The sequence below is a fragment of the Agromyces larvae genome, assembly GCF_022811705.1.
Classification (GTDB): Bacteria; Actinomycetota; Actinomycetes; order Actinomycetales; family Microbacteriaceae; genus Agromyces; species Agromyces larvae.
Genome location: NZ_CP094528.1, coordinates 1,129,110 through 1,144,610, shown reverse-complemented (window position 1 = coordinate 1,144,610; position 15,501 = coordinate 1,129,110). Strand labels below are relative to the sequence as shown.

The following is a 15,501-nucleotide window of genomic DNA, read 5'->3' as shown; positions in this document are numbered from 1 at the left end:
CCGTGAGACTGCGGGCGGAACACCCTGGGAGTACACACCACATGAGACGAGCGAAGATCGTCGCCACCCTCGGGCCGGCGACATCGAGCTATGAACAGATCCGCGCGATCATCGATGCGGGCATCGACGTTGCGCGGATGAACCTCAGCCACGGCAGCTACGACGTCCACGAGGGCGTCTACCAGAACGTGCGCAAGGCGGCCAACGACACCGGCCGCGCGATCGGCGTCCTCGTCGACCTGCAGGGCCCGAAGATCCGGCTCGGCAAGTTCGCCGACGGCCCCCACGAACTCGCCGAGGGCGACATCTTCAAGATCACGACCGAGGACATCCTCGGCACGAAAGAGATCGTCGGCACGACGTTCAAGGGACTCCCGCAGGACGTGAAGCCCGGTGACTTCCTGCTCATCGACGACGGCAAGGTGCGCGTCGAGGTCATCGAGACCGACGGCACCGTCGTCACCACCCGCGTGGTCGTCGCCGGCCCGGTGTCGAACAACAAGGGCATCAACCTGCCGGGCGTCGCGGTCAACGTACCGGCCCTCAGCGAGAAGGACGAGGCCGACCTGCGTTGGGGCCTCGAGCTCGGTGCCGATCTCATCGCGCTGTCGTTCGTGCGCAACGCCACCGACATCGTCCGCGTGCACGAGATCATGGACGAGGTCGGTCGCCGCGTGCCCGTCGTCGCCAAGATCGAGAAGCCGCAGGCGGTCGACCACCTCGAGGAGATCATCGAGGCGTTCGACGCGATCATGGTCGCCCGTGGCGACCTCGGCGTCGAGCTGCCTCTCGAAGCGGTGCCCATCGTGCAGAAGCAGGCGATCGAGATCGCCCGCCGGCTCGCGAAGCCCGTGATCGTCGCCACCCAGATGCTCGAGTCGATGACGCACAGCCCGGTGCCCACGCGCGCCGAGACCTCCGACGTCGCGAACGCGATCCTCGACGGCGCCGACGCGGTCATGCTCTCGGGCGAGACGAGCGTGGGGGAGTACCCCGTCATCACGGTGCAGACCATGGCGCGCATCGTCGAGTCGACGGAGCAGCACGGCCTCGAGCGGGTGCCGAAGCTCGGTACCAAGCCCCGCACCCAATCGGGTGCCATCACCGCGGCCGCGGTCGACATCGGCGACTTCGTCGACGCGAAGTACCTCTGCGTCTTCACCGAGTCGGGCGAGTCGGTGCGTCGGATGTCGCGGCTGCGCAGCCGCATCCCGATCCTGGCGTTCACGCCCGATCAAGCCATCCGTCGCCGGATGTCGCTGTTCTGGGGCGTCGAGTCCTTCGTGGTCGACCGCGTCACCCACACCGACCAGATGGTCGGCCAGGTCGACGACGTCATCGTGAAGTCGGGTCGCGCCGTCGAGGGCGAGACCGTCGTCATCATCTCGGGTTCGCCTCCCGGCATCCCCGGCACGACGAACGACGTGCGCGTGCACAAGGTCGGCGACGTGCTCTGAGCAGGTCGCAGGCGAGACGGCGAAGGGCCGGCGGAGTGATCCGCCGGCCCTTCGCCGTCGTTCCGTGCGAGGATCGGTCCGTGACCGCCGAGTTCGAGTGCTCGACCGCCATCGCGGCGCCGCCGGACGCGGTGTTCGACGCGTCGCTCGACATCGACCTCCACGTGCGTTCGATGGGGGCGAGCCGCGAGCGTGCGATCGCGGGCGTGACCTCCGGGCGGATCGGCGCGGGCGAGACGGTCACCTGGCGAGCGCGGCACTTCGGCGTGCCGTTCACGATGACCAGCGCGATCACCGAGTACGAACGGCCCGAGCGCTTCGTCGACGAGCAGCGTCGCGGTCCGTTCGCCTCGTTCCGTCACGAGCATCGCTTCGAATCGGATGCCTCGGGCACCCTGATGCGCGACCGCATCCGCTTCACGGCTCCGCTCGGCCCGCTCGGCCGCATGGTCGAGCCGCTCCTGCGCGCCTACCTGCGGAGACTCATCGAGGAACGCAATCGCCACGTGCGCGCGGCCGTCGAGGCATCCGACGCCTGATCCGCGCCGGAGACCAGCGCTGTGGTGCCGGTGGTGGGGGTCGAACCCACACGCCCTTTCGGGCAAAGCATTTTGAGTGCTCCGCGTCTGCCATTCCGCCACACCGGCCAGAGGCCTTGGCCAGAATACCGTAGGCTTTCAGCCGTGACTGACAGCGAATCCACTCAGCCGGCGGCACCGCGCCGGGTCGTCGTGGCCGAAGACGAATCGCTCATCCGGCTCGACATCGTCGAGATCCTCCGCGACAACGGCTTCGAGGTCGTCGGCGAGGCCGGCGACGGCGAGACCGCGGTTCAGCTCGCGACCGAGCTGCGCCCCGATCTCGTCATCATGGACGTGAAGATGCCGCAGCTCGACGGCATCTCCGCCGCGGAGCGACTCTCGAAGGGCCACATCGCCCCGGTCGTGCTGCTCACCGCGTTCAGCCAGAAGGAGCTGGTCGAGCGCGCGAGCGAGGCCGGCGCCCTGGCGTACGTCGTGAAGCCGTTCACGCCGAACGACCTGCTGCCCGCGATCGAGATCGCGCTCGCCCGCCACGCGCAGATCATCGCGCTCGAGGCCGAGGTCGGCGATCTGGTCGAGCGGTTCGAGACCCGCAAGCTCGTCGACCGCGCCAAGGGGCTGCTCAACGAGAAGATGGGCCTCACCGAGCCCGAGGCGTTCCGGTGGATCCAGAAGGCGTCGATGGATCGACGCCTCACCATGAAGGACGTCTCGCAGGCGATCATCGAGCAGCTCGCGCCGAAGAAGTCCTGACCCCGTCATCACCGACAGCTTCGCGGATGCCGCGGCGACACGTTCGCCGCGGCATCCGCGTTCTGCGAGGCATCCTCGAGGTCGACGCGACCGGGCGAACCGTGTCGGAGGCCGCTTGTAGGCTGGCGTGGTGACGGACCCAGTCAAGCCCACCCTCCTCGTCGTCGACGGCCACTCGCTCGCCTTCCGGGCGTTCTACGCCCTCCCCGTCGACAGCTTCTCGACCCGCGACGGCCAGCACACGAACGCCATCCACGGCTTCCTGTCGATGCTGCTCCTGCTGCTGCAGAACGAGCGGCCGACGCACCTCGCGGTGGCCTTCGACAAGTCGCGGCAGTCGTTCCGCACGCGCGAGTACGCCGAGTACAAGGGCAACCGGTCCGAGACGCCGCCCGAGTTCAAGGGGCAGGTGCCGCTCCTGCAGGAGGCGCTGCACGCGATGGGCGTGCGCACCCTCGAGAAAGACGACTTCGAGGCCGACGACATCCTCGCCACGCTCGCCACCCGCGGCACCGCCGAGGGCTACCGGGTGCTCCTCGTCTCGGGCGACCGCGACACGATCCAGCTCGTCGACGACGACGTCACGCTGCTGTACCCCAACACGCAGGGGGTCTCGCAGCTGAAGCGGTACGACACCGCCGCCGTGATCGAGCGCTACGGCATCCGCCCCGAGCAGTACCCCGACGTCGCCGCGCTGGTCGGCGAGACGAGCGACAACCTCCCCGGCATCCCGAAGGTGGGCGAGAAGACCGCGGTCAAGTGGCTCGGGCTCTACGGCGACCTCGACGGCATCCTCGCGCACGCCGACGAGATCAAGGGCGTCGTCGGGCAGAACCTGCGCGACGGCCGCGAGAACGCGGTGCGCAACCGCAAGCTGAACCGGCTCGTCCGCGATGTCGAGCTCGACGTCGAGCTCTCCGAGTTCGCAGCGAAGCCGATCGACCTCGACGCGGTTCGGCCGATCTTCGAACGGCTCGAGTTCCGCACGCTGATGGACCGCCTGACCAAGCTCGCCCTCGGCGACGCCGACCAGACCGCGTCCGGCGCGCCGGCGCCGGCGCCGGCGCCGGTCGAGCGCGAGCCCGCGCCCGCCGCGCCCACCCCGCAGCTGCTGCGCGACGCTGAGCTGGCGGCCTGGCTCGCGACCGCGACGGCCGTCGAGCCCGCTGGACTCGGTCTCAGCATCGACGTCGTCGGCGGCGAGGTCGCCGGGGTCGGCATCGCGACCGCGACCGAGACGGTGCGTCTGGACTGGCAGCCCGGCGCCGATACCCCGGCCTTCGCGGCCTGGCTCGCGTCCGACGCGCCGAAGATCATGACCGACGCGAAGCGCCAGCTCGAGGCGATCGCCCGCTCGGGGCTCGCGTTCGACGGTCTGGTCGTCGACACCCTGCTCGCCGGCTGGCTCATGCGACCCAACCTGCAGGAGAAGACGCTCCACGACCTCGTGCAGCGCTATCTCGGCGAGACGGTGCCGCAATCCGACCCGTCGCTCCTCGTGCCCGAGGAGGGCAGCGACGCCGGCGCACCCGAGTACGCCTGGTACTCGCTGCGGGTCGCTCCCGAGGTGCTGCGCGTGCTGCCCGAGCGCACCCGGCAGCTCCTCGCCGACGTCGAGATGCCGCTCGTGCCGGTGCTCGCGGCGATGGAGCTGCGCGGCGTGGCGGTCGACCACGACCGGCTGGCCGCGCTCTCGGCCGAGCTCGGCGACCGGGCTGCCGGCCTCGCGGTGCTCGCCTACGCCGAGATCGGGCGCGAGGTGAACCTCGGCTCGCCCAAGCAGCTCCAGGAGGTGCTGTTCGACCAGCTCGGCATGCCCAAGACCCGCGCGACCAAGACGGGGTACACGACCGACGCGAGCGCACTGGCCGACCTGCAGGAGTCGAACCCGCACCCGTTCCTCGGCTACCTGCTCGAGCATCGGGACGCGACGAAGCTGCGTCAGATCGTCGACGCCCTCGACAAGGCGATCGCCGCCGACGGGCGCATCCACACGAGCTACGGGCAGATCGGCGCGGCGACCGGCCGGATGAGCTCCAACGACCCGAACCTGCAGAACATCCCGATCCGCACCGAGGACGGGCGGCGCATCCGCGAGGCCTTCCGCACCGGCGAGGGATACACCGAGCTGATGACGGCCGACTACTCGCAGATCGAGATGCGCATCATGGCGCACCTGTCGGGCGACCCCGGGCTCATCGAGGCGTTCAACGCGGGCGAGGATCTGCACCGGTTCGTGGGCGCCCGGGTGTTCTCGGTCGACCCGGCCGACGTCACCCCGCTCATGCGCACGAAGGTCAAGGCGATGTCCTACGGACTCGCCTACGGGCTCAGCGCGTTCGGCCTCTCCAAGCAGTTGCGCATCGACCGCGCCGAAGCGACCCAGCTCATGAAGGAGTACTTCGCCAGATTCGGCGCCGTGCGCGACTACCTGCGCGGGGTCGTCGAGCAGGCCCGTATCGACGGATACACCGAGACGATCTTCGGCCGCCGACGTCCGTTTCCCGACCTCAACAGCCCCAACCGGGTGCTGCGCGAGAACGCCGAGCGGCAGGCCCTCAACTCGCCGATCCAAGGGTCGGCCGCCGACATCATCAAGCTCGCGATGATCGGTGTCGAGCGATCGATCGCCGAGGCCGGGCTCCGGTCGCGCATGCTGCTGCAGGTGCACGACGAACTCGTGTTCGAGGTGGCCGACGGCGAGGCCGACGCACTCGAGGCGATCGTGCGCGACCGCATGAGCTCGGCGGCCGACCTGCTCGTGCCGCTCGACGTGCAGGTCGGGCGCGGCGAGAGCTGGGATGACGCGGCGCACTGACGCAGCGCACCGTACCCGGTCCGCCCGTGGTGTCGGCGCCCCCCTCTAGGCTCGGACTCATGACTGCTTCCGAGCCGCGCACCCCCACCGCCGTCGATCGCGTCGCCGAGGCTTGGGTCGACACGCTCGTCGACCTCGACCCGACGGTCGGCACGTACATCGGGCGCACCGACGCCGACGACCGCCTCGGCGACTACTCGCCCGCCGGTCACGAGGCGCTCGTCGCCGCCACTCGTGCCGCCCTCGCCGCCCTCGAGTCCGCTGATCCCGTCGATGAGGTCGACGCCGTCACCCGCGCCGACCTGGGCGCCGAGCTCGGGCTCGTGATCGAGCGGCACGAGGCGGGCCAGCACCTGCGCGACCTCAACGTGATCGCGAGCCCCGCGCAAGAGATCCGCGACGTGTTCGATCTCATGCCCACGGCGACGACCGACGACTGGGAGCGCATCCGCTCGCGGCTCGACGCGGTGCCGGCGGCGGTCGCCGGGTACGTCGAGACGCTGCGGCTCGGTGCCGCGTCCGGCGCGACGCCCGCGCGACGCCAGGTGCGCGAGGTGGTGGCGCAGGTGCGCCGCCACGCCGCTCCCGACGGCTTCTTCGCCGACTTCGCCGCGAACGCCGCGCCGTCCGACGGTGAGCTGCCGGCGACGCTCGCCCGCGAGATCGGCGACGCCGCCGGGCGTGCCGCGGTGGCGTACGAGCAGCTCGCGGGCTTCCTCGGCGACGAACTCGAGCCGGCCGCACGCGAGACCGACGGCGTGGGCCGCGAGCTGTACGCGCTCGAGTCCCGCCGATTCCTCGGCGCGGCGATCGACCTCGACGAGACGTACGAGTGGGGCCTCGACGAGCTGGCGCGCATGGTCGACGAGCAGGAGCGCACGGCGCGCGAGGTGCTGTCGGGGGCGCCTTCGACGGGCTCGGGCAGCGCCGTCGCCGAGGCTGTGGCGCACCTCGAAGCCGACCCTGCGCGCAAGCTCCACGGCACCGACGCGTTGCGGCGCTGGATGCAGGAGACGAGCGACCGGGCGGTCGCCGAGCTCGGCGCGACGCAGTTCGACATCCCGGCCGAGATCCGCACGCTCGAGTGCATGATCGCCCCGACCCACGAGGGCGGCATCTACTACACGGGGCCGAGCGACGACTTCAGCCGGCCGGGGCGCATGTGGTGGTCGGTGCCCGAGGGCGTGACCGAGTTCGACACGTGGCGCGAGCTCACGACCGTCTACCACGAGGGCGTGCCGGGCCATCACCTGCAGATCGGGCAGGCGGTCGTCAACCGCGGCAAGCTCAACACCTGGCGCCGGCAGCTCGCCGGCACGTCGGGCCACGCCGAGGGCTGGGCGCTGTACGCCGAGCGCCTGATGGAGGAGCTCGGCTATCTCGCCGATCCCGCCGACCGGCTCGGCATGCTCGACGGGCAGCGCATGCGCGCGGCGCGCGTGGTGCTCGACATCGGCGTGCACCTCGGCAAGCCGCGCCCCGACGGCGAGGGCGTGTGGAGCGCCGAGTACGCGCTCGAGTTCATGCGCCGCAACGTGCAGATGGACGACGCGTTCGTGCGCTTCGAGGTCAACCGGTACCTCGGTTGGCCCGGGCAGGCGCCCTCGTACAAGGTCGGCCAGCGCATCTGGGAGCAGCTGCGCGACGATGCGAAGGCTCGAGCGGGCGGTGCGTTCGACATCCGCGACTTCCATCGCCGGGCGCTCGATCTCGGCGGCGTGGGGCTCGATACGCTGCGCCGGGCGCTGCTGTCCTGAGGGCCGCGGCGCGGAGGAGCGGTGGCGGCCGACCCGTCGGTTGCCGCCCGCCCCCCGTTTCCGTTAGGATGGAACGTCACTCGTGTGACATCCATGTCCGCTGCCCATCGCGGAAACACACACCAGCTCGAACCGCGAGGGCCCGATACTGTCCATTCGGAGCATCCACTACATGACCACCGTAACGACCAAGGCACCCAAGCAGGTCGCGATCAACGACATCGGATCTGCTGACGATTTCCTCGCCGCGGTCGAGAAGACGCTCAAGTTCTTCAACGACGGCGACCTCATCGAGGGCACCGTCGTGAAGATCGACCGCGACGAGGTCCTCCTCGACGTCGGCTACAAGACCGAGGGTGTCATCCCCTCGCGCGAGCTTTCCATCAAGCACGACGTCGACCCCTCCGAGGTCGTCGAGGTCGGCGACACCGTCGAAGCCCTGGTTCTCCAGAAGGAGGACAAGGAGGGCCGGCTCATCCTGTCGAAGAAGCGCGCGCAGTACGAGCGCGCCTGGGGCGACGTGGAGAAGATCAAGGAGAACGACGGCGTCGTGACCGGTTCGGTCATCGAGGTCGTCAAGGGCGGCCTCATCGTCGACATCGGCCTCCGCGGCTTCCTCCCCGCCTCGCTCATCGAGCTGCGCCGCGTCCGCGACCTCACCCCGTACCTCGGCCAGGAGCTCGAGGCGAAGATCCTCGAGCTCGACAAGAACCGCAACAACGTGGTGCTCTCGCGTCGCGCACTGCTCGAGCAGACCCAGTCGGAGTCGCGTTCGACGTTCCTCGCGAACCTCCACCCGGGCCAGGTCCGCAAGGGTGTCATCTCCTCGATCGTCAACTTCGGTGCGTTCGTCGACCTGGGCGGCGTGGACGGCCTCGTGCACGTCTCCGAGCTCTCGTGGAAGCACATCGAGCACGCCAGCGAGGTCGTCGAGGTCGGCCAGGAGGTCACCGTCGAGGTGCTCTCCGTCGAGCTCGACCGCGAGCGCGTCTCGCTCTCGCTCAAGGCGACGCAGGAAGACCCGTGGCAGGTGTTCGCGCGCACGCACGCGATCGGCCAGGTCACCCCGGGCAAGGTCACGAAGCTGGTTCCGTTCGGCGCGTTCGTCCGTGTCGCCGACGGCATCGAGGGCCTCGTGCACATCTCGGAGCTGTCGGGCCGTCACGTCGAGCTCGCCGAGCAGGTCGTGTCGGTCGGCGAAGAGGTCTTCGTCAAGGTCATCGACATCGACCTCGAGCGTCGCCGCATCTCGCTCTCGCTGAAGCAGGCGAACGAGGGCGTCGACCCCGAGGGCACCGAGTTCGACCCGGCGCTCTACGGCATGCTCACCGAGTACGACGAGCAGGGCAACTACAAGTTCCCCGAGGGCTTCGACCCCGAGACGAACGAGTGGCGCGAGGGCTTCGACGCCGAGCGCGAGAAGTGGGAGCAGGAGTACGCTGCGGCCCAGGCTCGCTGGGAGGCGCACAAGAAGCAGGTCGCTGCGTCGCAGGCCGCTCAGGCCGCCGACGACACGTTCTCGTCGGGCACCTCGAGCTTCTCGAGCGACTCCGCTGCCGGCGGTACCCTCGCCGACGACGCGTCGCTCGCGGCGCTGCGCGAGAAGCTCTCGAGCAACAACTGATCGGTTCGGGCGCCCGGCGCTCGCACGATGAACCGGAAGGCCGGTCCCACTCGGGGCCGGCCTTCCGGCGTCTCAGGCGACGGGTTCGGATCCGGGGGAGCGCGCGGCCGCGTCGCGCTCGGCGCGACGGCGACGACGACGGCGGATGACCCGGATCGCGACGAGCACGATGACGACGATCCCGACGATCACGAGCAGCGGGACGAGGAGCGCGGCGAACGAGAGCGCGACCGACGAGGCATCCTCGGCGGCGCTGACGACGGGCGCGCCCAACCCGAACGTCGCCGCGTTCACGACCGGCCGCGCGGCGGCCTTCAGCAGGTGCACGGCCAGCGCGAGCGCGGCGCCGATGGCGACCGGAACCCACTGGTCGGAGGCGAAGAACGCGGCGGGGTCGGTGACGGCGACCGTCGTGGCGGTCGTGCCCGACCCGAACGCGAGCCCGCCGGCGGTCGGCCGGACGACGGTCTGGATGACGTCGTTCACGTGGTCGAACCCGGGGATCTTGTCGGCGATCACCTCGGCGACGAGCAGCACGACGAGGATGAGCAGCACCCACTCGTTCGAGAGCCACGCCCAGCCGGCGGGCAGCTCGACCAGGCCGGTGAACCGGTCGAGGGCGCCGAGCAGCACGAGCGGGATCCAGGCGTTGAGCCCGGCGGCCAGGGCGAGGCCCGCGCCGGTGAGCAGTTCGAGCATGACGGATGCCTCCCGCTCCCGAGTCTCGCACGCGAGCGCGGCCAAGGCGTCCCGCTAGAGTGGCAGGCGTGTACCTGATCGGCCTCACCGGCGGCATCGCGTCGGGCAAGTCCACCGTGGCGCGTCGGCTCTTCGAGCACGGCGCGGTCCACATCGACGCCGACCAGCTCGCGCGAAAGGTGGTCGAGCCGGGCACTCCGGCGCTGGCGGCGATCGTCGAGGCGTTCGGCTCCGGCGTGCTGCGGGCCGACGGCTCGCTCGACCGCACGAAGCTCGGCACGATCGTGTTCGCCGACCACGAGCAGCTCGCCCGATTGAACGCCATCGTGCACCCCGCGGTGCGCGAGCTGTCGGGGCGTCTGATCGCGAAGGCCGAAGCGGACGATCCCGACGCGGTCGTCGTGTACGACGTGCCGCTGCTGGTCGAGGCGCAGGTGGACCATCCGTTCGATCTCATCGTGGTGACCGACGCGCCGCGCCGCGCCCAGGTCGCCCGTCTCGTCGAAGAGCGCGGTCTCGATCCCGCGCACGCCGAGGCGCGCGTCGACGCGCAGGCCGATCGCGAGGCCCGGACGGCGATCGCCGACGTGGTGATCGACACCGGCGGCACGCTCGCGCACACGATGAGCCAGGCCGATGCGCTGTGGGCGCGGGTGCGCGCCGAGCAGCGCGCGAAGGGGTCGGCGCGACCGGGCTGAGCGCCGCCGCGTCGCGCTCGGCGCCGGGCTCGCCGGTCCAGGGCGTCGCCGGTCGCCGGTCCGCCCGCGGCGAACGCCGGGGGCCGTGTCGGTGGGCGTTCCTAGACTGGAACGCATGGAGACCACTCGTTCTGTCCGCCCGTTCGAGGTCGTCAGCGAGTACCGGCCCAGCGGCGACCAGCCCCAGGCGATCGCCGACCTCGCGGCGCGCGTCAACGCCGGCGAGACCGACGTCGTGCTCCTCGGCGCCACCGGCACCGGCAAGTCGGCGACGACCGCGTGGCTCATCGAGCAGGTGCAGCGGCCCACCCTGGTGCTCGCGCACAACAAGACGCTCGCGGCACAGCTGGCGAACGAGTTCCGCGAGCTGATGCCGAACAACGCGGTCGAGTACTTCGTCTCGTACTACGACTACTACCAGCCCGAGGCCTACGTGCCGCAGACCGACACCTTCATCGAGAAAGACAGCTCCATCAACGCCGAGGTCGAGCGGCTGCGGCACTCGACCACGAATTCGCTGCTCAGCCGGCGCGACGTCGTGGTCGTCTCGACGGTGTCGTGCATCTACGGCCTCGGCACGCCCGAAGAGTATCTGAACGCGATGATGCCGTTGCAGGTGGGCCAGCGGGTCGATCGCGACTGGCTGATCCGCAAGTTCGTCTCGATGCAGTACCAGCGCAACGACGTCGACTTCTCCCGCGGCAACTTCCGGGTGCGGGGCGACACGATCGAGATCATCCCCGTCTACGAGGAGCGGGCCATCCGCATCGAGATGTTCGGCGACGAGATCGAGGCGCTCTACAGCCTGCACCCCCTCACGGGGCAGGTCATCGAGCGTCTCGACGCGGTGCCCGTGTTCCCGGGTTCGCACTACGTGGCGTCCACCGATGTCATGCAGCGCGCGATCGGCACGATCCGCGACGAGCTGGACGAGCGGCTGCAGGAGCTCGAGCGCGAGGGCAAGCTGCTCGAGGCCCAGCGGCTGCGCATGCGCACCACGTTCGACCTCGAGATGATGGAGCAGATCGGCTTCTGCTCGGGCATCGAGAACTACTCGCGGCACATCGACGGCCGCATGGCGGGCGAGCCCCCGCACTGCCTGCTCGACTACTTCCCCGACGACTTCCTCGTCGTGATCGACGAGTCGCACGTCACGGTGCCGCAGATCGGGTCGATGTACGAGGGCGACTCGTCGCGCAAGCGCACGCTCGTCGAACACGGCTTCCGGCTGCCGAGCGCGCTCGACAACCGACCGCTCCGGTGGGACGAGTTCAAGGCCCGGGTGGGTCAGACGGTGTACCTCTCGGCCACGCCGGGCCGGTACGAGATGGGTGTGGCCGACGGCGTCGTCGAGCAGATCATCCGCCCGACCGGCCTCGTCGACCCGCAGATCGTGGTGAAGCCGTCGAAGGGCCAGATCGACGACCTCCTCGAAGAGATCCGGGCCCGCGCCGAGCGCGACGAGCGGGTGCTCGTCACCACGCTCACGAAGAAGATGGCCGAAGAGCTCACCGACTTCCTCTCCGAGGCGGGCGTGCGGGTGCGGTACCTGCACTCCGACGTCGACACGCTGCGCCGCGTCGAGCTGCTCACCGAACTGCGCGCCGGCGTCTACGACGTGCTGGTCGGCATCAACCTGCTCCGCGAGGGGCTCGACCTGCCCGAGGTGTCGCTCGTCGCGATCCTCGACGCCGACAAAGAGGGCTTCCTGCGGTCGTCGACGTCGCTCATCCAGACGATCGGCCGCGCGGCGCGCAACGTCTCGGGGCAGGTGCACATGTACGCCGACGTCGTCACCGACTCGATGCACAGCGCGATCGACGAGACGAATCGTCGACGCGAGAAGCAGGTCGAGTACAACCGGGTGAACGGCATCGACCCGCAGCCGCTGCGCAAGCGCATCGCCGACATCACCGAGGTGCTCGCGCGCGAAGAGGCCGATACCGCGAAGCTGCTCGCCGGTCGTGACGCCAGGGCGAAGTCGCCTGTGCCGAATCTCCGGCGCGAGGGCATCGCGGCCGAAGGCGCCAACGACCTCGAAGACCTCATCCGCGACCTCAACGACCAGATGCTGGTCGCGGCCGGGGAACTGAAGTTCGAACTCGCTGCACGCCTGCGCGACGAGGTCGCCGAGCTGAAGCGCGAGCTCCGGCAGATGGAGAAGGCGGGGCATCTCGGGTGACGGGGATTCGAACGGATGTTCGGGTGACGCGCCGGGGCTCTCAGCCGGATGTCGGAGGGGGTTCGTAGACTCGCATGGTGCCAGTTTCTCGTCTCGACCATCACTCGCGCCTGAGCGTCCGCGGTGCCCGTGTGCACAACCTGCGGAACGTCGACGTCGAGATCCCGCGCGACGCGATGGTCGTGTTCACCGGGCTCTCGGGGTCGGGCAAGTCGTCGCTCGCCTTCGACACGATCTTCGCCGAGGGGCAGCGCCGCTACGTCGAATCGCTCTCGGCGTACGCGCGGCAGTTCCTGGGGCAGGTCGACCGGCCCGACGTCGATTTCATCGAAGGGCTGAGCCCCGCGGTCTCGATCGACCAGAAGTCGACCAACCGCAACCCGCGTTCGACGGTGGGCACGATCACCGAGATCTACGACTACATGCGCCTCCTGTGGGCGCGCATCGGTGTTCCGCACTGTCCCGTCTGCGGTGAACGCATCCAGCGTCAGACGGTGCAGCAGATCGCCGACCGGCTGATGGAACTCGACGAGGGCACCCGGTTCCAGGTGCTCGCACCCGTCGTCTCGAAGAAGAAGGGCGAGTTCGTCGACCTGTTCCGCGACCTCGGCGCGCAGGGCTTCACGCGCGCGATGGTCGACGGCGAACTCATCCGCCTCGACGAGCCGCCGGTGCTGAAGAAGCAGGTCAAGCACGACATCGCGGTCGTGGTCGACCGGCTCGTGGCCGCCGACGATCTGCTCAACCGGCTCACCGACTCGCTCGAAACGGCGCTCCGGCTCACCGACGGCCTCGTCCAGGTCAACTACGTCGACGTCGACGGGCCCGCCGCCTGGCAGACCTTCTCCGAGAAGCTGTCGTGTCCCAACCAGCACCCCATCGCGCTCACCGAGATCGAGCCGCGCACGTTCTCGTTCAACGCGCCGTTCGGCGCGTGCCCCGAGTGCTCGGGCCTCGGCACCCGCATGTCGGTCGACGACGAGCTGCTGCTCGGCGACCCGGGCCTCAGCATCGCCGAGGGCGTCATCCTGCCGTGGACCTCGCAGGGCAAGAGCCTCTACAACTACTACGAGAAGCTGCTCGACGGGCTCGCCCGCGACCTCGGCTTCTCGCTGGCGACGCCGTGGGAGGAGCTCGACCCCTCGGTGCGCAGCGCGGTGCTGCACGGCGACAACTTCGAGGTCAAGGTGCGCTGGCGCAACCGCTACGGCCGCGAGATGAGCTACACCTCGGGGTTCGAGGGCGTCGTGCCGTACATCGAACGGCAGTACGCGCAGGCCGAGACCGATGTGCAGCGCGCCCGCTGGGCCGAGTATCTGCGCGAGATCCCGTGCCCGGTCTGCGACGGCAAGCGTCTGAAGCCCGAGGTGCTCGCCGTGCGCGTGCACGATGCGAGCATCGCCGACGTCTGCCTGATGAGCCTCTCCGACGCGCGTTCGTTCATGGACCGGTTGCACCTGACCGACCGCGAGCAGGCGATCGCGGCGCAGGTGCTGCGCGAGATCAAGCTGCGGCTCGACTTCCTCATCCGCGTCGGGCTGGCGTATCTCGACCTCGCCCGAGCCGCGGGCACCCTGTCGGGCGGTGAAGCGCAGCGCATCCGGTTGGCCACCCAGATCGGGTCAGGGCTGACGGGCGTGCTGTACGTGCTCGACGAACCGAGCATCGGCCTGCACCAGCGCGACAACCGCCGGCTCATCGACACGCTCGTCGCCCTCCGCGACCTGGGCAACACGCTCATCGTCGTCGAGCACGACGAGGACACCATCCGCACCGCCGACTGGGTCGTCGACATCGGCCCCGGGGCGGGCGTCAACGGCGGCACCGTGGTGCACTCGGGCAGCTACGCCGACCTGCTGAAGAACACCGAGTCGCTCACCGGCGACTACCTCGCCGGCCGACGCGAGATCGCGACGCCCTCGCATCGGCGACCGGTCGACCCCGAACGGCACATCACGGTCGAGGGGGCCGAGGCGAACAACCTGAAGAAGGTCGACGTCCGGTTCCCGCTCGGCACCTTCACCGCGGTCACGGGCGTCAGCGGGTCGGGCAAGTCGTCGCTCGTGAACGACATCCTGTACCGGGTGCTCGCGAACCGGCTGAACGGGGCGCGCAAGGTCCCGGGCAAGCACCGCCGGGTCACAGGGCTGGACCACCTCGACAAGGTCGTACACGTCGACCAGGCACCGATCGGGCGCACGCCCCGATCGAACCCCGCGACGTACACCGGGGTGTTCGACCGCATCCGCACGCTGTTCTCCGAGACGGTCGAGGCGAAGGCGCGCGGCTACCTGCCGGGCCGGTTCAGCTTCAACGTCAAGGGCGGGCGCTGCGAGGCGTGCTCGGGCGACGGCACGATCAAGATCGAGATGAACTTCCTGCCCGACGTGTACGTCGCGTGCGAGGTGTGCGGCGGCAAGCGCTACAACCGCGAGACGCTGCAGGTGCATTACAAGGGCAAGAACATCGCCGAGGTGCTCGAGATGCCGATCAGCGAGGCGGCCGAGTTCTTCGAGCCGATCTCCGCGATCCACCGCTACCTGAAGACGCTCGTCGATGTCGGGCTGGGGTACGTGCAGCTCGGCCAGAGCGCGACGACCCTCTCGGGCGGTGAGGCGCAGCGCGTCAAGCTCGCGACCGAGCTGCAGCGCCGCTCCAACGGCCGCAGCGTCTACGTGCTCGACGAGCCGACCACCGGCCTGCACTTCGAAGACGTCCGCAAGCTGCTGAAGGTGCTCGGCAAGCTCGTCGACAAGGGCAACACCGTCATCGTGATCGAGCACAACCTCGACGTCATCAAGTCGGCCGACTGGATCATCGACCTCGGCCCCGAGGGCGGGTCGGGCGGCGGCACGATCGTGGCGACGGGCACGCCCGAACAGGTGGCGCTCATCCCCGACAGCCACACCGGCTACTTCCTGCGCGAGATCTTCGACGCGGCCCCGGGCCGTGCGGAGGTCGCGAGCTGACC

At 69.7% G+C, this 15,501-nt stretch carries 10 protein-coding genes and 1 tRNA gene; 9 read left to right on the top strand and 2 right to left on the bottom strand.

From position 1 onward, the window contains the following. The first annotated feature begins 41 nt into the window (after positions 1–41). Together pyk and MTO99_RS05285 are read left to right on the top strand one after the other, a co-directional pair. Complete coding sequence (gene pyk / locus MTO99_RS05290) at positions 42–1,457, top strand: pyruvate kinase (protein WP_243557599.1); 1,416 nt, start codon at positions 42–44, stop codon at positions 1,455–1,457. Positions 1,458–1,537: 80 nt separating this feature from the next. After that, a complete protein-coding gene (locus MTO99_RS05285) occupies positions 1,538–1,996 on the top strand; it encodes an SRPBCC family protein (RefSeq protein ID WP_243557598.1) in 459 nt (152 codons plus the stop codon). A 22-nt stretch (positions 1,997–2,018) separates the two neighbouring features. Here MTO99_RS05285 and MTO99_RS05280 read toward each other — a convergent pair. Next, positions 2,019–2,104, bottom strand: a tRNA-Leu gene (locus MTO99_RS05280). 36 nt (positions 2,105–2,140) lie between these two features. Between MTO99_RS05280 and MTO99_RS05275 the strand changes: the two genes are divergently transcribed. The 4 genes from MTO99_RS05275 (at position 2,141) to rpsA (ending at position 8,951) form a co-directional block, all read left to right on the top strand. Further along, complete coding sequence (locus tag MTO99_RS05275; protein ID WP_243557597.1) at positions 2,141–2,752, top strand: ANTAR domain-containing response regulator; 612 nt, start codon at positions 2,141–2,143, stop codon at positions 2,750–2,752. Positions 2,753–2,882: 130 nt separating this feature from the next. Beyond that, complete coding sequence (polA, locus tag MTO99_RS05270) at positions 2,883–5,570, top strand: DNA polymerase I (RefSeq protein ID WP_243557596.1); 2,688 nt, start codon at positions 2,883–2,885, stop codon at positions 5,568–5,570. Positions 5,571–5,629: 59 nt separating this feature from the next. Then, the gene (locus MTO99_RS05265) at positions 5,630–7,327 is read left to right on the top strand and encodes a DUF885 domain-containing protein (protein WP_243557594.1); all 1,698 of its coding nucleotides are present in this window, start codon (positions 5,630–5,632) and stop codon (positions 7,325–7,327) included. 172 nt (positions 7,328–7,499) lie between these two features. Next, positions 7,500–8,951: a 30S ribosomal protein S1 gene (rpsA, locus tag MTO99_RS05260; protein ID WP_243557592.1), complete on the top strand. Its 1,452-nt coding sequence runs from the start codon at positions 7,500–7,502 to the stop codon at positions 8,949–8,951. A 72-nt stretch (positions 8,952–9,023) separates the two neighbouring features. Here rpsA and MTO99_RS05255 read toward each other — a convergent pair whose 3' ends face one another. Continuing rightward, positions 9,024–9,695 carry a DUF4126 domain-containing protein gene (locus MTO99_RS05255; protein WP_354002513.1) on the bottom strand — a complete coding sequence of 224 codons (672 nt, stop codon included), beginning with the start codon at positions 9,693–9,695 and terminating at the stop codon, positions 9,024–9,026. A gap of 23 nt (positions 9,696–9,718) precedes the next feature. Here MTO99_RS05255 and coaE point away from each other — a divergent pair, with 23 nt between their 5' ends. The 3 genes from coaE (at position 9,719) to uvrA (ending at position 15,499) form a co-directional block, all read left to right on the top strand. Continuing rightward, positions 9,719–10,348: a dephospho-CoA kinase gene (gene coaE / locus MTO99_RS05250; protein ID WP_243557590.1), complete on the top strand. Its 630-nt coding sequence runs from the start codon at positions 9,719–9,721 to the stop codon at positions 10,346–10,348. A 115-nt stretch (positions 10,349–10,463) separates the two neighbouring features. Continuing rightward, positions 10,464–12,530, top strand: coding sequence for an excinuclease ABC subunit UvrB (gene uvrB / locus MTO99_RS05245; protein WP_243557588.1), 2,067 nt, complete (start codon positions 10,464–10,466; stop codon positions 12,528–12,530). 77 nt (positions 12,531–12,607) lie between these two features. Next, positions 12,608–15,499: an excinuclease ABC subunit UvrA gene (gene uvrA / locus MTO99_RS05240; protein ID WP_290428398.1), complete on the top strand. Its 2,892-nt coding sequence runs from the start codon at positions 12,608–12,610 to the stop codon at positions 15,497–15,499. Positions 15,500–15,501 lie beyond the last annotated feature (2 nt).

Excerpts from the sequence above, each read along its gene's own strand:
- pyk (WP_243557599.1), top strand. The coding sequence starts at position 42 with ATGAGACGAGCGAAGATCGTCGCCACCCTCGGGCCGGCGACATCGAGC.
- MTO99_RS05265 (WP_243557594.1), top strand. The coding sequence starts at position 5,630 with ATGACTGCTTCCGAGCCGCGCACCCCCACCGCCGTCGATCGCGTCGCC.
- rpsA (WP_243557592.1), top strand. The coding sequence starts at position 7,500 with ATGACCACCGTAACGACCAAGGCACCCAAGCAGGTCGCGATCAACGAC.
- uvrB (WP_243557588.1), top strand. The coding sequence starts at position 10,464 with ATGGAGACCACTCGTTCTGTCCGCCCGTTCGAGGTCGTCAGCGAGTAC.